Raw genomic sequence first — 19,539 nt, forward strand, 5'->3', positions numbered from 1 at the left:
ATGATGGATTGTACAAACAAAAAATAAAGCGCTTTTAAATCAATAAACTAAAGCTGAGATAAAAATACTGGAGGCATTTTGCAGGCACTGCCGTTTCAGCTTTACCGCTCAACCAGACATACTTGCTCGACATAAGCCTGCAATCCACTCAGCCGCTGTAGCTCTCCGACGCAGGTTCGGTAGTTGCGGCTGACGGCTCTAAGGGCGTCAACGTCTGTAGCCGGGCCGGCGGCGTCATCAGGTGCGCCGGAGGGGGCGGGATTTTGGGGCATTTCTGCGTGGGTGGCGTTGTCGTGTGCGCGCACCCAACCAAGAGACAGCTGACAATCGCCAGCTGAAGGATCTGTTTCCACATATCTTATCACCTCTTTTTCGACGGTCTCGGTCACAACACGGACGTTCTCTCGGGCTTGTTCGGACAACCGGTCAATCTCCGCCGTAACACTGGATAGCTCCTTCTCGGCTTTTCTGGCATCTGACTCAGCCTGTCGAAGCGCCTCAGTATGCGCATGCGCAATTTTCTCTATGGCCCCTCCGTAGCGCCACGCCTGAACCTGCCACGCCGCGATAAACGCTATGAGTGCCGATGCTGCAATAAGCTTGATGTTCATATCAGTGCCACCAGATGAAGAAATCGACGACAGCCGAGATGCTGAGAGCGAATAGCAATAACCCGCCGACCGCACCCCAGAAGATCGGAGTGATATCTTGCGGCGCCAACATCAGGGATCACCAACCTCTCCACCGCGAGATTTAATTTTTTGCCAGGTGCTGCCGGTGATATACGCGCCGATCGTCGCGATGATGATGTCGCGAAATGTGCCTGCATCTATCTTGCCGAGGAAAACCAGCCCCGTGCAGGCGATACCGCAGCCCAAGCAGAGTAGAAAGCGGCGGCCGCCGAACTGGCTCAGCGGCCTATCCATCCTGACTGATCCTCGCCCCTGGATGCGGCTGAATAATCAACCGGTGCCCACGGGCACCCGGGTGGAGCATATTGCGCAGAATATTCATGGCCGCTTGGCTGCTGGTAACACCCAGCTCATCACGGTCTCTAAAGATGGTGCGGGCCAGCCCCGGGCCGATGCACCCAACAACGTTCTCTACCCAATTGGCGGGGTGGAACAGGCAGGCATAGCGACCGGCGCCGTCCATGTCTTTCTCGTAGTGCCACACCTTCAGCGCCGGATTGACCAGCGCCCAAGTTTCCGTCCAGTCATCGCCGTGGTGCGGCACCAGGTCATAGGGCCCATCAGGCACGCAGCTTTTGAACGGTTTGGAGCCAGCCTCTTTGTCGGGAATCCACGGCCGCTCGATGGTGTGCAGTACGCGGCCGTCTGGCAGGCGCAGGTGGCCCATGGTTTCCGTTGGCGAGTAGGAGTGTCGTGTCAGGATTAGTTCAGCCATGGTGCCACCTGTCAGTCCGGAGAGAGGTATATCCTCAGCGCAATGCCATCGATGCCGGTGTTGTTGCTGTGGATACCAGCAGACGAGATATGGAAGTACTCGATCGCAATGTGCCTGTGCTCGATGCCGATGCCCGTTCGGTAGTTGCTGCTACCAACCAGCGGCGAGGTGTCTACCCTGGCGACGCCCAGACGGAAGTAGCTGCAGAAGTTGCCCACACACCAAGCGGGCCGAACCAGATAGGAGACTGAGTAGACATCGACAACGCTTTGATTGCCTTGGTCGGTACGGCCTTCACCCACTCTGCCTAACGCAGCCTCCCAGCTGCGCCACTCGTAGGAAACCTCGCCGTAGGTGAGCGATGATTTGTTGAACGTGGTGCCGAGCGCAACCCGTGGCTGCGCTTCGCTGTTCATTGAATACAGCGCGGCGATAATGGTGAGCACAAACAAGCCCACCGCGATGGCAGTTTTTTTCATGGCACCTCCGGAAGGTCTAGCAAAATCGACGGTCAGGTCTTTCCGACCAGCTGCCGGGCTCGCTCTATCCCGGGGCGAGATCCTGGCACAAAGGCTTCTACCGTTGCGGCAACTTCATTGCGAAAGCTTTGAACATCGGCAGACGTTTTTCGGGTTTCGTTGGCGTTCTCTATCAGCAGAACCGGAAGCCAGGCCAGCGAACAACCATGGTGATCTATATCGGCACCGGTCTGCGGGTCTTTGCCCCGAACGTGGGTCCACATAGCACACTGACCTTCGAGACATTTCTTCCTGACAAACGGGCAATAGTCACCAGTTTCGCCTGATCTTTTAAGCACGCTTAATCCTTCGCAGCAATAACTACGTCGTGGTAATTGACTCGGATATCCATGTTGTGTGAGTGCGCGTTGCCACTACCCGCATTGGCCGTCGAGCCAGCGGTGACAATCATAGTGTCCGGATCTGGATCAAGGGCGGACGCACCGGTACCGAGAGTGACACCGACCACCTCATTGGCACGCTGAGTGTGATTGTGCACAGGCATTTGCGCTACGGTGAGCGTGTGCCCATCTGTAGCAGTCTTCCCAAACACGGTACTAAATGCTGAAGTAGCTGTTCTACTGCCAACCGCCCCGGTAACGATACGAAGAGCTGTGTCGTCGTAGGTTCCACCCGTTTCTTTAGTCCACCCTGTAGGTGGCGTGGTTTGCTGAAACAGCATGCGAGTTCCCGACGGGAACCTGTCTACCGGCGTACCACCAACCCGAACATCTATGCTCCCGCCGGCTCCCGCAATAAAATCGATAATGTTCGATACACTGGCCTGACCCTGCACTTGCGTTGTGGTGGTGCCCAGCAAAATATGACGGGCCAGAATCAGATCGCGCAACAACGTCAGATCCTGATTGTTGTCAAACAGGGCGTTGCGCCCTGTCGGGTAACAGGTAATGACTGTACGCGTACCTGACGCAGGCCAGCTCACCGCGGCATCAGCATTAGAGCTGGCCAGCACAGTATCCCGGCTGAGGGTATCCGGGCTGCCAACTGCAACTGTACCTATGCCAATCTCGAAATCGCTGTCGCTGATAACGCTGTAGTAGGTGGAGTTACCATCACCCACGCCGTCGACAAATGTCTGATAGCGATCGATGGCGCCACCCAGGCTATACGTACCTGTACCGCCGGTCTGGGTAGTCTCCCGAACCATGTCAGCGAGTTGAAATGCCATTTAGGGTATAAGCTCTTCTACAGTAAGTGAGGTTTGGTAAAAGCCTATGGTCTCGTTGACCAACGGCTGGGGATCGCTTAGCAGGCCACACACCGTCCAATCGCGCATACGGGCCGTCTTGGTGGTGTCGAGCACCACGAGCACATCCTTTGATGTGCCACGCAATCGCTGCAGGCGAAAATGCGAATCCCACATGTCTGTTTCGCTACCAGAGCCGAAAGCCATCTCAAGGGTTTTGCCGGTGGATTTCTCTGTGGTAAATAGCTGCCGCCCGAAAGCGCGGGTACGCTGCTGACCGTCTGACAACCCCATGCCCCAGCCATAGCGCGGCGCTTTTCCCGGGCGCTCAGCAGCCGACAGATACAGTCGGCCGACCTCTATGTAGCCATCAGGGTTTTGCGCGTCGATTACGTCAGCGCGCCACCAGCTGTAGCGTTTGCCGGCGCCGCCCAGGTCGAGCACAAAGTGCTGGTAGGTGTACTCACCCTCGGCGGGATTGTCGTCTTCATCTGTCCAGATCAGCGTGCGTGAGTCTTTCTCGCAGCGAGCCATAAGCGGGCCCGAGTCATAACCCGGATTGGCGGCGAGATCTGCCTGAGTGCTGGCGGCACGCACTCGCACCATCGCGTCCGGGCTGCCGTTGTGGTACAGCAGTGCCACCAGATCAATTGTGCGCAAGGTGGCCAACTCATACTCAACGTAGGCGCTGCCCAGCGTTGTGGCACGCCAAACTTCCGATGGCTGCATAGTCTGCAGGTTGGTGGCGGGCTGGTCCGAGGTTTCGCTGCCGGCAGCCTGAATGGTTGCGTCGTCGCCGATCTTCGGTGATGCGATCAGGAACGCCATTAGTCACCTGCAAATTTGTGATAAGGCGTTGCCGGCGGCGGATCGAGCGTGACGTAGGCCAGCGCATCGATAACAACCTGGTCGTCGGTTTTCACATCGGCGTGCCAGCCGGTATGCTCAGTCCAGATAGGTTCGAACTCTTCGTCGTAACCCGCCAGCTGCTTGATCTGGCCATGCCATTTAACATCAACACGAATACCGTTCGGGCTGGCTGTGGCAACAACGTGCTCTTGGTCGTCTTCGCCTACAAACGTCAAACCAGCTGCGCCGAGCGCAGACACCAGGGTAGACTTGGTGCCGGATTTTAAATACAGGGTCATAGCGTAGACTCCAGCTGCAGTTCAGCGTCGGTGAGTCCGCGAGGCTCCTCGCGCACTATGCTGATCGTAGAATTTAACGACCCAGTCAAAGTCTGGGGAGCTGCCCCAAATCGCCGCGTTGTCAATCCGACCGGCACGTCTCCGGCAGAATCTGTGGTTACGGCTCCACCGTTAAAGCATATCCCGAAATTGTCTTTTTCACATCGCACTGCAACTTTGTAATTGGCATCGCCACTCATCGCAGAACTGACCGCTGACGCAACAGTTACTGACCCCGAAACGATTGCAATCCGAAGGGTTCCGTCGGCAAAAAATGCGCCCCTCACGTAATCACTCGAACTGCCGTCGCTATACTCAAAAAGCGGCTGGAAATCTTCAAAGGCGGGCGGCGCCACACCTTCAATAACAAGCGAGAATGCCGCGCTGTTGAAGTCATCACCTATCGCGGAGGACACGGCATCTGCTGATCGCGTAACCGTGCTAGCGCCAGTTTCTATTGGACTAGTCGGAACAACGGAGTCAAGCTCTATCTGACCAAAATCATAAACAATCGCACCCGTAGCCGTTACATCGAAGGTGGTAGCCGCCATGTCCGACCGCGCAGCCGGGTAAATTTCTGCGCGGATCGTCGTGTTACCTGAGCTGTTATTGGTAACGACCACTGACAGACGCCACCAATTGCCGCAATCTTTGACCGTGACGTCAGATGCAGAAGCATCTATACCAGCAAGGAATGCGCCCGTTTTAGTATTTAACAACGCCCTGTAATCGAGCTCAGTCGAACCCAGCAGGAGCCGGTAACGAAAAAGTGAGAACCGGGTTTCGTCGGCGTCTTTTAGCACAAAAGCTGAAACAACATGACTATTTGAATCATTGGGAATAGTGACAGTCTGAACTCTAAACTCTGACACAGCCCCATCGTCATCGGTCAACGTTGTTGCAGAATTTGCCTCCCCATCTATGCCCACAGTATCACGTGCCGCCGTTGCACTACCCGACCAACTGGCCGCAGTCAAATCACGACAATGCAACTTTAAATTAGTACGCTGCTCCCCCGCCAACATCCCCAGCGCGGAGTTATCGGCAGGGTCATGATCAAAGCGAGCCTCATTGACAGCCGCGGTTTGCAACACCCCGTTCTCATCCCAGTAGGTAGCTGTGCTTGCCCGGGTGAACGTAATCAGGTCAGAAAATCCAGACACAACGCCTTTCCTCTCATATTCGTCTGTGGCAAAACTGAGCAGCAACGACTCCGCATAGCGGAACAGCGCAGCACGCGGTGTGATGCGAAATTGCTGAACGGCGAATTCGCCCACCTGCTGACCAAAGGGCGTGAAACTTTGCAGCAGACCTTTGCCGTCATAAATTGGATTGGCCGCGAGAGCACCGGATTGCGCGCTGGCGGCGCGTATTCGAACCTCGGTACCAACTTTGCCAAAGATCGTTTCGTCTACACCACCGTCGGTAAAATCACTGGCGACTTCCAGCCGAAACTGCCAGCTCTTGAGCGAGCCGCGATTAACGCGGGTGTCGCCTCCCATGGTGGTTACGTCGACAAAAGGCTCTTCGTACAGGATGCCGATGCGGCGCACCTGGCTACTGATATCAACGCCGTCGATTTCTACCCAGGCGTCTTTGAGCAATCGGAATGCCATTTACTATCCCCACAAAATCAATTCTGCCGAGTTTGCGGCGGCGTTCTCGGTTATGCCGATGATTCGATAATCAACCCCGCCATCAAGCCCAAAGCGCGGCAAGTCGAGCGTAACGGTGTCGACCAGATCAAGAGCGAACAGGCGCCAGCCGATGCCCACTTTGTAAATGTGCCGCCGCGTTTTCAGCAGCTCCAGCAGCCTGTCTGCCTCTGCTTGCGCGTCGGTGTCACTGTCGATCGCAGTAAGCCGCTCCACCACATCTGCCAGCAAATGCTTATTGGCTATGGTGGCATCACTGCTTTCAACAAATCGGTGCGGGTTGGAGCGCAGTGCTTTCTCGTCGGCAGAGAGCGAGGCGGCAAGCGCGCCCTCTTGCTGCACCGTCCAGGTTCGGTCATACCCCAGCCGCACAGTTTCTGCCGGCCTGCCCGCATGGCGGCGTGATACCACACCGAACACATCGGCCTGCCCCAGCTTCAGGCTGGCACTACCAGGCGCCTGCAAAACACCTACACGCAATTTTCCATTACGACGGTGAGTCCAGAATCCGCCAATGTTAGCCATCAACTCGGTGAGCACTTCAGGTATTTGGCGTTGCTCATCGGGTATAGCTATACCGACAGCCGCCGGGCTTGAGGCCGTTACGCGGTTGAATGAGGCCTCATCCAGATCTGCCGTCACCAGTGCGCCCTTGGTGGTCAAAATTCTTTTGGCTATATCTGCGGCTGCAGACACAAACCCGCCACTGTTGTCGCCGCGCACATCGGCTGTTACCTGCCCATCGGGCGACGCACCCAACCGGAACAGGCCTGCGGCTTCATCGGTTTTAAACGCGCCAGCGCTGGGCGCCGGCGCCGCGCGCAGATCGGCCACGTCGCCTTCATCGGTGAGCGTAGCGCCCTTGTCATAGACGGCGGTGATCTCATCAACGCTGCCATCGTGGACCTGATATATCAGGTCAACGTTGTCAACCAGCACTGCTTTCACTTCCCGGGCAATGCCGTAGCACAGCGGCTTGGGCTTGCCCTTGAGCTCGCTGCCACCTTCATCACTACCGGTACCAGCGTACAACGTGGTCTGGATGGGTTTATCCAGCTTGACACCTGGGTCGCGAATGTTCAGCTTGAGCTCTGTATCGCTCCACTCAATGTCAGAGACCGTGCCAGAAAACAGCACCTCGAATTCAGCAAACGTGAAGTCTGGTGTGCCCACCTTGATGTTTACCTGGCGACCATCCCAGTAATAATCCAGCAGGTTATCCAGCCCGCCGTCGGGGTTGTCGATAACAACGGCTCCAAAGCTGGGCTTGCGCTCACCCAGCACCCGGTTGTTTTGCCACAAGTTCACCGAATAGTTGTACGGGTTACGCAACCGCGGCTGGTAGCTTGCGTTGGCTGGCGTATCCGTTGGCTTGGTGCGAAACGGTATAGGGCCTGACAGCCGCACGGTGGTCTCCGCCTCTGCGCCAGGGTCATACGGCGTTGCCTCCAGCAGGTACACCCTGTTGGCGCCAGAGTCAGCCAACAACTGACTGATTTTATCGGCGACGATAAGCTCATCGGCGGCGGTATCGCCAATGGCAACATCGCCCAGAATGTCATTGCCGGGAATCATGTCAGGCCGAGCTCTCGTTGCAGGCTGTCGTTGAGTTCACGCATTTGATCAACCAGATCCGTTAACCGATCCGTGGCTGTTGTGAGCAGCCGCCCTTGCTCCTGATTGCCAGACTGTATTTGTATGCCAATCTCAGAAAGCAAGGTGCCGGCGCGATCTTGCTGCGCCTGCGCGTTGGTTTGCAGGTCTTGCAGGGTTGACTGCACAAAATCAAAACGCTGAAAAAATTCAGGGCTTGAGGCGAACAGGTTGCGCGAAATATCCAGCAGCTGCTGACCAGCACCGGAGACCTGCTGCAAAGCCTGCATGTCGCCTGCACGCGCTTGCGCTGCCAGTTCTTCAAACCGGGCGCGGGTATTGGCCAGCGCCTCACGCGGCGCCAACACGGAGCTGGGGCCAGTAACGAGACCGGTGAGAAAGTCGGATATGCGCGCAGAAGCATCGCCAACACCCTCACGCAGCCGCATCAGCATATTGGCCTCTTGCTCGATAGCAGGCATTAACTGCGCCAGCTGCTGCTGCACCCCAATGCGCGGTTGGGTAAAGCTCTGAAAGTTGCGCATTATCTGCTGGGCAAACTCGCCCGGGTCGGCAGAGGTAATGCCACCGCGACTCACACCCAGCGACTCCATAATGGCCTGGTAGCGATCACGAATGGCAAATACCAACTCGTCAGGTGTGAGCGTGGCGCCTACACTGACTCGTGGAAGCCGAGCATTTTGAGCAGCCTCTTTCGCTGCCTCAATCTCTGCCTGAGTGAGATTGGTCGCAATCTGCCTGTCGAGCTGCGCGACGAAGTCACTGAATCGCTGCATCGTTTCTGGCGACAGATTTTCAGTGGCGGCCGCAACCAGGCCTACGGTGCCAAAGGGTGTTTGTTGAGCAGCGAGCAAACCGGCGGCTGTTTCTTGCGTGCCAAACATAAAGTCGGGGTCATCGTAACCGCCGCCAAACGAGCCCCCTACCAGCGAGCCCAAGGCACCACCGGCAAGGGCGCCAAGCGGCCCGCCCAACCCCATGCCAACGGCAGCCCCTATGCCACCCAGCATGCCGGCCTGCTCAGGATTTTGCAGGCCGAAGGCGTCAGCCAGCCACTCACCGCCAGCTGCACCCGCAAAGCCTGCAACGCCTCCAGCGAGGCCACCAAGGCCTGCAAACATAGTGCTGCCGGAATACCCAATGAGTGAGCCCAACCCGGCGCCAACCTGCCCCGCACTGGTGCTGGTGCCGGAAAGGCCCGCAAGCAGACCGCCAACGCCTGCACCCATAGCGCCCGCGCCCAATGCACCGCCGCCCAGGTTTGGCAGGCCAAGCAATTGCCCAGCCTGCTGCAGCAGACCCGGCGCGCTACCAACAGCCGCGCTGCCGCCAGCAGACGCAGAGCCCGCAAAGGCTGCGGCGCTGGTGCCGGTGGCAATTTGCCGGATTACACGGGCGCTCCACATGGCCACCAGCTCACCGGCCAGGCGAGCGAAAATGTCTTTTACGCTGTCGCCAAAGTCTTTGAAGCCGTCAACGCCATTGCGGAACATATCGGTGAGCGTATCGCCCCAGGCGCGCTGAATATTTTCAAAGGCATTTTCAAACGGTTGCTGCATTGCCTCAGCGGCCTTCTGCGCAGCTGCTCTCATCTCCGCTTGCTTGGCTACCTCTTCACGCAGCTTCTGGTTTGCTTCAAAGGATTTTTTGAGGTTTGCAATTTCTTTATCGGTCAGATCATTGTTGTCGGCCAGCACAGCATTGAGCTGATCCATAAACCGGGCGCGCAGCCGAATGGCATTGGCCGCATCGCGACCGGTGCTAATCTCCGCCTGCATGGCGCGCTGTTCGGTTTCAATCGCTTTTTGCAGGGAAACGAAATCGGAGCGGCTTGACTGAATTTCTTTTTGCAGCTCAGACAGCGCGCCTTTCTGCTTAACAATGCCCGACGTATCACCTGCCGATTCGTTAACGGCATTGATGTCTTTAATCAACTGATCGAATTCATCGGCTAGATGGCCGCCGAGTTCTATCGGACCAACCTTGACAGGGCCGGTATCCTGCAACTTCACAATCTCAGCGCGAAGATCCGCAATTTCCTTTCTTTTCGACTCGACATTTGAGACTGCGCCACCAAGCCCCTCGACCATTGTCATAGGGTTGGTTAATGCCGACCAGAAATCAGATGCAAAGCCGGCACCATCGATCTCTTCCTGCAGCTCTTGTATGCGATTTTTGATTTGTTCAATTCGGCGCGGTACGAGGTCCTCATTGCCGCCGCCCGGACCGTGTAAAAAGGCGGCTACGTTTTCAGCGGCGATCTGAATATCTTGGCTGACCTCACTTGCTTTCGTAATCACGAGCGCCATGCCGCTTACAACATGCGGTAACGTAGAATCCGAAAAACGTACCATGGCAACATCAAGCTCGGCCTGCGCACGTTGCACTTTGCGCAAACCGTCTTCGGTGAGCTTAAAGGTTTTCTCCGTAGCGCCCGCACTTTGCGCCAGGCTATCGAAGACCTTGGCCGCAGTTCCAGCCTGCTCGCCGGTTAACTGCAACACACCATTGAGAGCCTGCGCATCTTCAAAGATTTTGCCCAGCGCATCGGTATTGCCGCCGAGGCCTTCGCGCAATTCTACCAGCGCCGCCAGCAGGCCTTTCTGGCGAATGCTTTCGCGCAGGCCGTCAACACTCATACCGTAGTCGGCCAGCACTTTTCGGCCAGTCTCGGTAGGCTTGAGCAGCTTGTTCATAATGCCGCCGAGCTGGGTAGAGGCTTGCGAGGCATCGCCGGTGGAGCGCGTGAGGAAGGCCAGGCCAGCACCCACCTGATCAAAGCTGATGTGCAGCTCATTGGCCGCAGGCAGCAGCCGCCCGAACTGACCGGCCAAGCTGGCGGCCTCAGCCTTGCCTTCGCGCACGGTGGCAACCAGCACATCTGTTGCAGATTCTGCATTGAGCACAGCCGGGCCGTAGGCGTTCATCGCAGAGGTAACTGCATCGGCCACGGTTTTGGTTTCACCCAGGCCGGAGGCTGAAGCCCTGGCTGATGACTCCAACGCATCCAGCGCGGCCTGCCCCCGCAGGCCTGCCGAGGTGATAAAGAACAAGGCCTGCCCAAGCTCTTGCGGCCCCTTACCGGTTGACTTGGAAAGCTCCAGCACCTCTTTGCGCATGCCGGCAACAGACTCTTCAGCCACGCCCACAAGGCCAATAATCTGCTTAAGCTGGCGCTCGAAATCCAGCCCCGCCTTGCTGGCTTGAACGAACATGGCAACGCCACCCGTGGCAAGCATCGCACCGCGCAGGGAGAATATCTGGCTCGCCAGCGTTTTGGACTCCTTGCGCATGCGCTGCATCTGGGTCATGGACTGGTTAATGCCGCGCTGAAACCCAGCGCTATCCAGACGCAATACCGCTAGCAGGTCACCTACTACGGCCATTATCTGCGATTCCCAGACAGTTTTGCTCGCATGCGTTCAGCTCCGCTTTCAGCCCCGTGTTTCAATTTTTCGCGCCGCCGCTCCTCGACTTCCCGCCGCCGCTTCAAGCGCAGGTAGGCCTGCCATTCGGCAAGCTCACGAGAACTTGTTTTTTGAAGTAGTTCCTCCACTGTCATGTGGAGGTGCTCGGCGAGCAGGAAGTAAAAGTAACGGGAAGGACGGCTTTCTAGTTTTTTTCGAGTGTGTCGATATCGCGATCGGTAAAGCCGTTCATGCGAACGGCAACATTGTAGACACGCTGCAGGGCCTTGGCTGACTTCTCACCAAGCAATTCAACATCCGCATCGGTGAACAGGCGTTTACCTTCGCTATCCTGACAAACATCGGCAACCAGCTTGGCGCGAATATTCTTTGCGCCGCCTGCCATCGCCAGCTCAAACGCATCGCGCTCGTGGCCGCGCATCATGCCGACATACACACTGCCTCCCCACTCGGGTACCTCAATCAGCCGGTTGGACATATCCTGGGCTTCAAGGATTTCTGAGCGAGAGAGAACTTTGGCAACCTCTTTTTTGCTGTCTGACATAACAACCTCTTACGACGTGGCGCGGCTGAGCGTACCGGCCGATTCAATGGTGAACGGCGCAGTTGCCAGCCCGCCCACACTCACACCCCCAATGGGGTTGTAGGTGCGCAGCAGGCCTGTGCCCTGGTAGCTGGGGTTGGTTGCACCCACCGAATCGGTTGCTGACTTGCGCACTTTTATCGTGGCAGTAGTGCCGACGAGCGGGAACATAATGCTGTCGATCTGGCTGGCCGCCCAATCGTTGGCCGCCTCAACTTCAATCGACCAGCTTTTCAGCCCGCCTTGTTGCGTGCGAGTGTCGAGCCCCATGCAGGTGTCGTCGACACCTTCCGCTTCGTAGTTAACGGTGACCGAGCGGACATGGTCCGAAAGATCATTGCCGTCAAATTCCACAAAGGCATCTGTCAAGACTTCCTTAGCCATAGTGTTGCCCTCCTAAAAGGCATTGATGCTGGAGCTAGCCAGCTGATTGAAAAAGATTAAAGAATGCCGACCACAACCAGAAAGTCGAAGTCCGGACTGGTGCCGCCCACGGTCCACTTGACGCGCCACCAGTCATCGGTGATTGCGCCCGCGAGTGATTTGAACTGGCTACCCACAGCCGTGGCCTGATCGAAGCTGATGCGCGACACGGGCGAGGCCATGCCGCTGCCGTCGTCGCTCTCTATTTCAATATCCAGCGTGGGACTGGTGCCGCCCGCACTGAAAACATGCAGCGCCGCGTAGAGCTTTTGTGCGGAGGTAACAGCGCCGAGTTGCCGGGCGGTACCGCTGCTGGTGCTGGTGATCGTCTCTTTGTTCGCCATGAGCGTGCCACGAATCAACTTGTCGGTGGCACCAACGCTCATTGAAAAGCCGGCGAGCTCGCCCACCTCGTTATCGATAGGCTGGTAAGAGCCCATGATGGCCGCCAGCGTGTAGGCAATGTCGCCCTCGGTGGCCGTGGCAGCCGCGGTCATCACCTTGCCGGCGGCGCCCATGGATTGAAAGAAGGCCTTGTCCGGATCTTCCGCCTGAAAGAAGCCGGAGGCGCTCATGGCCGCAGTGAACAAGCCGCCGCAACGCACGCGGGTGTCGTTACCGAATACCGTGCCGTCCAGAGATTCGGCTGCGTAATCGACCGCGACTTCGTTAGCCGTGTCGGAAAATTTCACGCCGTCAAAGGCGAGAAGCGCGTCAGTCAGAACAACCTTTGCCATAACGTTACTCTCGGTAAATTACCTGGTAGTCGGAGATCGCTTGATACACCTCGATCTCGTCTTCGAAAATAATGGCGCCGTCGCCATCCTGAAGAATGTCGATCACCTCTACGCCGTTAATGGTGCCGCGCTGGCGCTGCAGGGCCTTGCGTACTTCCTGCGCCACCTGGTCAGCCTGCAGGTAATTTTCGACGCCCTGCGACCAGCTGGACACCTGCATACGCTGGTGCACGATGCCCGCGTCGCTACCCATCAACCAGTGGCGGTTACCCGACACCCGGAAGTAACTGACCGCCGGAAATGCCGCTCCCTGCGACAGCACCGCTGGATAGATGCGGGTGCTCACCAGATTCGTTACGCCGCTGGCATTGCTTAGCAGGTGGTAGATAACTTTCTCTGCACTGGCCGTCATCGGCGCGCCTTTTTAACGGCTTTGTCCCAGCGCTTGCGAGCGTAGTCCGCCATCGCCCCGGGAATGCGAGCCTTGTTTCTGTCGATGGTTGGGCGAATAAATGGCTGGGCCGCTTTGCCTGGGTGTTGGGCACTGCCCCGAAACACTCCGCCCCCAATGTTCAAGCCCTTCTTAAGCCGGCGCTTGATCTCGTGAGCGGCAGTACCGAACTCCACAAGCCGCCAGTACCAGCCATCGTTCTGCGCACGCTTGCCGGTTTCCACATACACGTGCGCGACGAAATCGTTCCCCTCGCCGGATGCAGGCCGGTTCTTGATGGCCTTGGATAAGTTGCCGGAGACTTTCGGAGCCTCGTCACGGATCTCCTTGCGCAACATGGCGGCAGCCGCATTCGGCATGCCACGGGCTACTTTGCGCAGCTCCTTGTCAGACAGGCGATTGAGCGTTTTATAAACATCATCAAAACCCTCGATACGAAAACCCTGACTGCTGCTACCGGAAAAGCCGGCAGGGTTCGTCCGGCGCGAGCCAATATTCAGCGACTTCGCAGCCATCAACTATCCTCCGGGTTCAGCTCGCGGCACATCAGGTGCAGTTCTTTGTGGCGCGCCTGCTGATCCAGCACCGCCTTGATCTGGTAGGTGCGGCTACCCCAAACAATGCGCATCTTTTCGTTGATGCCGCTGCGGTACCGAATGCGGATCAGCGTATCCACCTCGCCAGTGAACTGCTCGTTGAACAGCTCACGTCCAGACCGTGGCTCTACAGCCGCCCACACCGCATCGAACGTGGCCCAGCTCTTTACCTCCGCGCCGATCGCATCACGGGTGGTGGTGAAATTCTGGATTGTAATGCGGTTGCGGAATTTGCCAGCGCGTATCATTGAAACCACTTAACCCGCAGAGGCCAGAGCAGCCACTGAGAATTTTGTGGCAGTTTGTGCCCTTGGACGCCCACTGATACATCCTCGCGGTTCTCATACAGATGCCCGAACGCCATCAGAATGGCGTGCTTGATACGCTGCGGCACATCGGCTGCGGCGCCATACCCGGCCACAAACTGCACGGTCACAGCCCCGGTTACCGCGCGGGTAGACGGCCACACCTCACCCCAGGCCGGCGTAACACGCGCAGGCGCAGACTTATTGTCCACCCTGTACTTGGACGCCGCCAGCGTCTGCGTCGCTCCGTCAGCATCCACATAGGTGATGGACGACACCGATTGAAGCGGCGGCCGGGGCAATTCGATTACTTCCGGGAAGCGATCCAGCTGCAGCGACAGCGTTTGCGTAACCAGGGCGCGCCCGAGAAAATCCTCGGTGTGCAGGCGAACCGACTCGACCATCGCGTCGACCAAAGTGTCGTCGTCGGAAATATCAATGCGCGCGTGATCTTTCGCCTCCGCAGTGGTGACCGGCTCCTCAGCAGGAGCCTCCACCGTGGAAAGCGACCATCCATCCAGGCGCATCAGAGGCTGTTACCGCCCGGGCGCTTAGACTCAGCCTTGCGCTTCCGCGCGGCCCGCTTCTTGGGTGTAACTTTTTTCTGGCCGCTGCCGCCAACGCCTTGCTGGGTTTCCGCCGCTTCCGCTTCCCGGGAAACGCCCCGCTCAACTGCCGCACTCTTCACAGGCACAGCAGCGCCAGCACCGAACAGTTCCTGCGCCTTTTCGTTAGACACGGTATATTCATGGCCCTGCGTGTAACTGCCATCGGGGCCAGCATCGGTTTTGATCATTTTGACTCGCATCACAAATCCTCGTAAATCACAGTGATCGAGGTAACGTTGGCAAGGATGGCGTGGACATCAGTGGCAAAGTCGATGCCGCCGCCGGTAACCGGTACGTAGTGATTACCGGCCGCAGCCGCCAGACCGATATCCAGTTTGGTGGTGCCGCTACCACCACCATCCTTGAGAGTGACGCTGCCGGCCACTCCTGTCGCCTCGATGTGGACACCCAGCACCCTGGCGTTGCTACTGTTTACTACGCCGGTGCTGGTCAGTTTTTTCGCTGTTACGGCCATATCAGCACCCGTTACGCAGCAAAGGTGATGGCGTCGGACACAACCTTGACACCGCTCGGTAGAATCACGACCAGATACCAGGTGTCGGCACCGGTCTCGGTGATGTTGATATCGATGTCACCGTCGGCCTCGGACTGCAGCAGCAGAACCTTTTTCGCCGTGATTTCACCGATAATCGCTCCGTCCGTGCCGATGACCACCGTGCCGCTGGGTGCCGTGCCCGCCACGCCGTCGCCACCGGAATCGTCCGACAGGTAGGCCGTGACATAGCCGAACTCGTCCAGGGCGTCGCCATTGGGCTGCTCCAGCTGAATCGCAACGTTAATTACGTTGGCCGCTTCTGTGCCCACCGTAATCGTGGCGCCGCCGATCCGACCGAACTTGCCACCTTTATCAACTTGCTGCGCGTCACCGCCTTGCAGCATGCGCACTTTGCTACTGGTCATGTTTCATCTCCAGATTTATGAAAAGGGATGATCAGTCACGGAGACTGATCAGGCAGTCCCTTCGGCGGGTGACACATGCGTTTCAGCATCGATGGTGCTGCCGTGCGTGACAGGCATGTTGCGAGCACCGTACAGCAAGGCGTAGATGTCGCCGGTGGCTGTATTCGCGCCGCCGCGGTCTATCTCGCAGCGCACGTAGCGCTTACCCGGGCGATAGATGTCGATCAGAAAGGAATCGTCGTCATCACCAGGCGCGACTTTGGTGCCAGCCAGGTCGGTAAAGGTCGTGTCGTCATCTGACTGCGCAGCGTTTGCAAAATTGCTCGCGTTCGCCTTACCGAATGACCCGAAGAACACAACGCCGTCAAAGCCCTGCATGTCGACGCTGGCGGAGTTGATGGCGGTACCGGCGCTGGCGGCAGCAAGACTGACCAGCACAAGCTTCGTATTTTTGGACAGGTTCATGATGTTTCTCCTGTTTGTCCCATTTGTCTTGTTAAGTGCGCGCGGCTAAGCCGCGCGCTACTAATGGATCGGGCTTGCTTTAACCCAGCTTGACGCGAACAAAGGCCTCTTCGAGCACCGGCATGCCATCCAGCTCGCGGCGACCTATAAAACCCACCTGGTTGGTTTCAGCGTACAGCTCCACAAGGCGCTGCAACTGCATGGCCAGAGAATCGGCAATCCAGTAGTTGCTGTAGTCGCCGAGAATGCCGACGTACTTACCGGTAGTGAACGTGTTAGGCGCGTACTCGCTCATGATGAACGGCAGCCCCAGAAGGCGATCTGGCTCGCCAGCGCGAACACTCTCACGCCAGATGTACTGACCCTCACCATCCTTGAGCTTGGCGAGCTGCTTGAGTGCATCGCGGTGGAACATCCACGCCGCGTTCGGATGGTACTGGCCCTTGAGGGTGTACTTCGCCTCGATCAGTCCATCGAACTTTATGGATGTTGCCGTATTGCCTTCAGACACATCGCGCCCAGTGGAAATACCGTCGTTTGACGCGGTGAACAAGCCCAGAGGCTGACCTGCTCCGGTACCGGTGAGGAAGGCTTTTTCCTCAGTGATGCCGAACTTGTACGCCAGGCGTTCACGTACCAGGTTTTCGGCGCTCATGGTGGCAACGCGCAAGAGCTTGTTGCTGACTTTGATGCGCTTGGCCAGCGGGTGCGGATGCAGCGATCGCTTACCAAAGGCCATCGCCGAATCTTCGCTGCCGGTATCCAGCTCCGAAGTCCAGTCTGCATCAGCAGGGTCAGTATCGAGCGAAGGCGCGCCGAGTGACTGCGCCGAAGGCACCTGAATGACCGTGGCCCGCTGACGGATAAACACCATGTCGTCGACAAACTTGATCAGTTGGTTCACGAACTGTTCCGGAGGCACGATATAACCGCCCTCGATATCGACATCCGCCTGCAGATCACGCAGCTCTCGTGCCGCCTGACCCACAATGCGACCTTCGGCACACCAGCTACGGAAGGCACCCATCAGAGCGGCGGCTCGACGCTCAGACTGGTCACCCTGCTCGTCACTGCGGTTACCGCCTTCCTCGCGCTCGCGAGAAGCGCGCTCCGCCATCCGACGCTCCGCTTCATCGAGATCTTCTTCGCGCTTGATCTCTGTGCCGAGGCTTTCGACCTCGCTCCAGATAGTGTCGTACTTTTGCTGCTCATCGCTATTCAGTGAAGATCGGCTTTCGCCTTCCGCGTGCTCAATAACATCACGGGCGGCTTTCACCAGATTACTCCGCTTCTCGCGGAGGCTTTGCAGTCGCTTGCTCATAGTAGTCTCCTTTCGACTGACATAAAAAAAGGGCCACCAGGCCCTTGCTTTTCTTGCTAACGCCTCCGCGTCAGCTAAGAACCTCTACATCCAATTTGCGTTTGAGCATGTCGATAGGCATACCCTCTCCCTGCTCATGGTTGTCGTTATGCCCGCGATCTTCATGCGGGCGGCGTGATTGCTTCCAGGCTTCCAGGCTCCGCAAGCCCACGTCGGCATCCGGGTATGCCGGATAGGTAACCGGCGAAACATCGAACAATCGCTTGAAAGTCTTGATCGTGCGGATGATCACGCCTTCATCGTTTTCCTCCCAGTCGTCGTCGCCCACAGAAAAGGCAAAAGACGATTGCGATATATCGCCGCGCTCCAGGGAAACCATCAGGTCGCGGGCCGCTTGGGTATCCGGCGGATCAATTTCATAACGCAGGCCTGTTTTGTCCTGCTCGATTTTCAGGGTCTTGGATAAAGTGCGACCCAGCACGTGATCCGGGTTGTGGTTGAATAGCGCCCGCACGTCGTCGTCAAGCACGTCATCAAAGGCGCCCGGCTCAATCTGCTCGCGGAATCCGCCGAGGTTCTCGCTCAACTGGTTAAACACAGCGGCATGGCCGACAATTCGCTTGCTGCCGTCGTCGCGGGTTTCAACGCGCATTTCATCAGCGGTGAATGCGCGTTTTTCGATGCTCTTATTCATCATCACTCCTGCCATTGCAGCTGTTCATATTGGTCTGGTGTCACCACCGCGCCGGAGAATTCACAAGGCCCCAGCGCTACCTGATTCTCATAGAAGTGCTTGCCTATAACACGCACATCTATGGTGCCCGGAGAGTGCGGGCGAGCTTCGTCGCTTACTCGCACCCAGATTGGTGCAGCACTGGTGCCGCAGTGCGGGCAGTTGATCTTCATTCCGGCAGCTCTACGTATATGATGTTGACGTGCGAGGTGGCGCCGGTGCCGTAGGTTACGCTCGCGCCGATGCTCTTCCCTGGCGTCAACAGGACCAAGAGCGGAAGAGACAGCGTAATATTAGCCGCCGTGCGGAGGCCGCCTGGCAACGATGTCGCTCCTGTGAATGCGACTGCCTGCGACTGCGCAACAGCTACCGTGGTGTCGCCACCATCGATTATAGGGTTCCATGGTGTGTGGTTTGTCGGCCCCGCGAGCGTGCCGTTTTTGCTCAATGTGAACGTTGCATCAACCGTTGGCGTCAACAACGTTTGCAGCACTAATAGGTTCTTGCCGCTGGCTGCCGGATTGGCCAGCCGAAAACTTTGCGTACTGGCGAGCCCCGACGTTAAGGAGGCGCCAACGTGGCGAATCAGACCTGCGTTGAAGTGCTGAGAATACTTATCTCGCAGCGCCTCGATCGCAGCGGCAATAGCAAGATCGTCTGTCGCCAGCGTAATCCGCGGCGTTGACCCAGAGACATTGCCCGCGCCGCCCGGTGCATCAACGTCTCCGATTTGCTGGTTGACGTTAAGGGGATCAGGTAGAACTTCTTTGCCCATCAAAATTCCCAGTACGCTTCATGTTCTGCATCCCAGGCGATTCTCAGCGCCCACAAATCGCGATTGAGAATACGGCTGGTCTCGCCCTCAATAGCAGCACCAGTATCGGTCGACACTGTGACCGATCCGGATCCGACGCGTTTTATATGCAGCCACTTGCGCCGCCCCGCTGGCACCGTGACGGTGACATCGCCGCCCGACGTGTCGACGCGCAACACGGTGACCCGCGTTTCGACGGTGTAGTTCCCGACAACGGTTTTAAAATTGAAATCGTTGGTTCCACCGCCTCCACCCATTCGGGAGATTACTGGCGACGGGCTGTTGCCGTCGTCGCCTCGAACGCGCCCAAGATCTTTTTCGCTGCCGTCTGTAAACGCCAGGATGAGATTTCCCTTGTTGTTAATCCGAGTGCGCTGCTTGTCAATGCCAAGTCCGGGCTCACCCTTAACTCCACGAGGGCCGGCTTCGCCCCTGGCGCCGCGGGATCCGTGATTGCCTTTCTCGCCTGTATCTCCCCGCAACCCCCGGTAACCCTTGGGGCCTCGCTCGCCCTCTTGACCCTGCGCGCCCCTGGCGCCTACCTGGCCCTGCTCGCCCCGCTCGCC

At 57.6% G+C, this 19,539-nt stretch carries 26 protein-coding genes; all 26 read right to left on the minus strand.

What is annotated here, in order from left to right:
* Positions 1 to 101: 101 nt before the first annotated feature.
* Positions 102 to 611: a hypothetical protein gene (locus AACZ17_RS16295; RefSeq protein ID WP_339638861.1), complete on the minus strand. Its 510-nt coding sequence runs from the start codon at positions 609 to 611 to the stop codon at positions 102 to 104.
* 111 nt (positions 612 to 722) lie between these two features.
* Complete coding sequence (locus AACZ17_RS16300) at positions 723 to 926, minus strand: hypothetical protein (protein WP_339638862.1); 204 nt, start codon at positions 924 to 926, stop codon at positions 723 to 725.
* Positions 919 to 1,407, minus strand: a complete 489-nt coding sequence (locus AACZ17_RS16305; protein WP_339638863.1) for a DUF5675 family protein — start codon at positions 1,405 to 1,407, stop codon at positions 919 to 921. Before AACZ17_RS16305 ends, AACZ17_RS16300 begins: the two co-directional genes overlap by 8 nt.
* An 11-nt stretch (positions 1,408 to 1,418) precedes the next feature.
* Complete coding sequence (locus AACZ17_RS16310) at positions 1,419 to 1,886, minus strand: hypothetical protein (protein WP_339638865.1); 468 nt, start codon at positions 1,884 to 1,886, stop codon at positions 1,419 to 1,421.
* A gap of 340 nt (positions 1,887 to 2,226) precedes the next feature.
* Positions 2,227 to 3,114 (minus strand): hypothetical protein, encoded by an 888-nt coding sequence (locus AACZ17_RS16315; protein WP_339638866.1) that lies wholly within the window; start codon positions 3,112 to 3,114, stop codon positions 2,227 to 2,229.
* Positions 3,115 to 3,960: a hypothetical protein gene (locus AACZ17_RS16320; RefSeq protein WP_339638867.1), complete on the minus strand. Its 846-nt coding sequence runs from the start codon at positions 3,958 to 3,960 to the stop codon at positions 3,115 to 3,117.
* Positions 3,960 to 4,280: a hypothetical protein gene (locus tag AACZ17_RS16325; RefSeq protein ID WP_339638868.1), complete on the minus strand. Its 321-nt coding sequence runs from the start codon at positions 4,278 to 4,280 to the stop codon at positions 3,960 to 3,962. Before AACZ17_RS16325 ends, AACZ17_RS16320 begins: the two co-directional genes overlap by 1 nt.
* Positions 4,277 to 5,935: a hypothetical protein gene (locus tag AACZ17_RS16330; RefSeq protein ID WP_339638869.1), complete on the minus strand. Its 1,659-nt coding sequence runs from the start codon at positions 5,933 to 5,935 to the stop codon at positions 4,277 to 4,279. Before AACZ17_RS16330 ends, AACZ17_RS16325 begins: the two co-directional genes overlap by 4 nt.
* 3 nt (positions 5,936 to 5,938) lie before the next feature.
* Positions 5,939 to 7,549 (minus strand): hypothetical protein, encoded by a 1,611-nt coding sequence (locus AACZ17_RS16335; RefSeq protein WP_339638871.1) that lies wholly within the window; start codon positions 7,547 to 7,549, stop codon positions 5,939 to 5,941.
* Positions 7,546 to 10,974 (minus strand): phage tail tape measure protein, encoded by a 3,429-nt coding sequence (locus AACZ17_RS16340; RefSeq protein ID WP_339638873.1) that lies wholly within the window; start codon positions 10,972 to 10,974, stop codon positions 7,546 to 7,548. The genes AACZ17_RS16335 and AACZ17_RS16340 overlap by 4 nt, the downstream gene beginning before the upstream one ends.
* Positions 10,975 to 11,200: 226 nt before the next feature.
* Positions 11,201 to 11,560, minus strand: coding sequence for a hypothetical protein (locus AACZ17_RS16345; RefSeq protein WP_339638875.1), 360 nt, complete (start codon positions 11,558 to 11,560; stop codon positions 11,201 to 11,203).
* A gap of 9 nt (positions 11,561 to 11,569) precedes the next feature.
* Positions 11,570 to 11,983 (minus strand): hypothetical protein, encoded by a 414-nt coding sequence (locus AACZ17_RS16350; protein WP_339638876.1) that lies wholly within the window; start codon positions 11,981 to 11,983, stop codon positions 11,570 to 11,572.
* 56 nt (positions 11,984 to 12,039) lie between these two features.
* Positions 12,040 to 12,759, minus strand: coding sequence for a hypothetical protein (locus AACZ17_RS16355; RefSeq protein ID WP_339638877.1), 720 nt, complete (start codon positions 12,757 to 12,759; stop codon positions 12,040 to 12,042).
* 4 nt (positions 12,760 to 12,763) lie between these two features.
* On the minus strand, positions 12,764 to 13,171 hold the full coding sequence (locus tag AACZ17_RS16360) for a DUF3168 domain-containing protein (RefSeq protein WP_339638879.1): 408 nt from the start codon (positions 13,169 to 13,171) through the stop codon (positions 12,764 to 12,766).
* Positions 13,168 to 13,725: an HK97-gp10 family putative phage morphogenesis protein gene (locus tag AACZ17_RS16365; protein ID WP_339638881.1), complete on the minus strand. Its 558-nt coding sequence runs from the start codon at positions 13,723 to 13,725 to the stop codon at positions 13,168 to 13,170. Before AACZ17_RS16365 ends, AACZ17_RS16360 begins: the two co-directional genes overlap by 4 nt.
* On the minus strand, positions 13,725 to 14,054 hold the full coding sequence (locus tag AACZ17_RS16370) for a phage head closure protein (protein WP_339638883.1): 330 nt from the start codon (positions 14,052 to 14,054) through the stop codon (positions 13,725 to 13,727). Before AACZ17_RS16370 ends, AACZ17_RS16365 begins: the two co-directional genes overlap by 1 nt.
* On the minus strand, positions 14,051 to 14,638 hold the full coding sequence (locus AACZ17_RS16375) for a head-tail connector protein (RefSeq protein ID WP_339638885.1): 588 nt from the start codon (positions 14,636 to 14,638) through the stop codon (positions 14,051 to 14,053). The genes AACZ17_RS16370 and AACZ17_RS16375 overlap by 4 nt, the downstream gene beginning before the upstream one ends.
* Positions 14,638 to 14,919, minus strand: a complete 282-nt coding sequence (locus tag AACZ17_RS16380) for a hypothetical protein (protein ID WP_339638887.1) — start codon at positions 14,917 to 14,919, stop codon at positions 14,638 to 14,640. The genes AACZ17_RS16375 and AACZ17_RS16380 overlap by 1 nt, the downstream gene beginning before the upstream one ends.
* Positions 14,919 to 15,194 (minus strand): hypothetical protein, encoded by a 276-nt coding sequence (locus AACZ17_RS16385; RefSeq protein WP_339638889.1) that lies wholly within the window; start codon positions 15,192 to 15,194, stop codon positions 14,919 to 14,921. Before AACZ17_RS16385 ends, AACZ17_RS16380 begins: the two co-directional genes overlap by 1 nt.
* An 11-nt stretch (positions 15,195 to 15,205) precedes the next feature.
* Positions 15,206 to 15,640 carry a hypothetical protein gene (locus AACZ17_RS16390; RefSeq protein ID WP_339638891.1) on the minus strand — a complete coding sequence of 145 codons (435 nt, stop codon included), beginning with the start codon at positions 15,638 to 15,640 and terminating at the stop codon, positions 15,206 to 15,208.
* Between the two features lie 48 nt (positions 15,641 to 15,688).
* Entirely contained in the window at positions 15,689 to 16,105 is a 417-nt protein-coding gene (locus AACZ17_RS16395) for a hypothetical protein (protein WP_339638893.1), read from the minus strand.
* 79 nt (positions 16,106 to 16,184) lie between these two features.
* The gene (locus AACZ17_RS16400; protein WP_339638895.1) at positions 16,185 to 17,426 is read right to left on the minus strand and encodes a phage major capsid protein; all 1,242 of its coding nucleotides are present in this window, start codon (positions 17,424 to 17,426) and stop codon (positions 16,185 to 16,187) included.
* Between the two features lie 70 nt (positions 17,427 to 17,496).
* Entirely contained in the window at positions 17,497 to 18,120 is a 624-nt protein-coding gene (locus tag AACZ17_RS16405; RefSeq protein WP_339638897.1) for an HK97 family phage prohead protease, read from the minus strand.
* 2 nt (positions 18,121 to 18,122) lie between these two features.
* A complete protein-coding gene (locus tag AACZ17_RS16410) occupies positions 18,123 to 18,332 on the minus strand; it encodes a hypothetical protein (protein WP_339638898.1) in 210 nt (69 codons plus the stop codon).
* Positions 18,329 to 18,934: a hypothetical protein gene (locus tag AACZ17_RS16415; RefSeq protein WP_339638900.1), complete on the minus strand. Its 606-nt coding sequence runs from the start codon at positions 18,932 to 18,934 to the stop codon at positions 18,329 to 18,331. Before AACZ17_RS16415 ends, AACZ17_RS16410 begins: the two co-directional genes overlap by 4 nt.
* Entirely contained in the window at positions 18,934 to 19,455 is a 522-nt protein-coding gene (locus AACZ17_RS16420; RefSeq protein ID WP_339638902.1) for a collagen-like protein, read from the minus strand. Before AACZ17_RS16420 ends, AACZ17_RS16415 begins: the two co-directional genes overlap by 1 nt.
* Positions 19,456 to 19,539 lie beyond the last annotated feature (84 nt).

The sequence above is a fragment of the uncultured Haliea sp. genome (assembly GCF_963973825.1).
Lineage (GTDB): Bacteria > Pseudomonadota > Gammaproteobacteria > Pseudomonadales > Halieaceae > Haliea.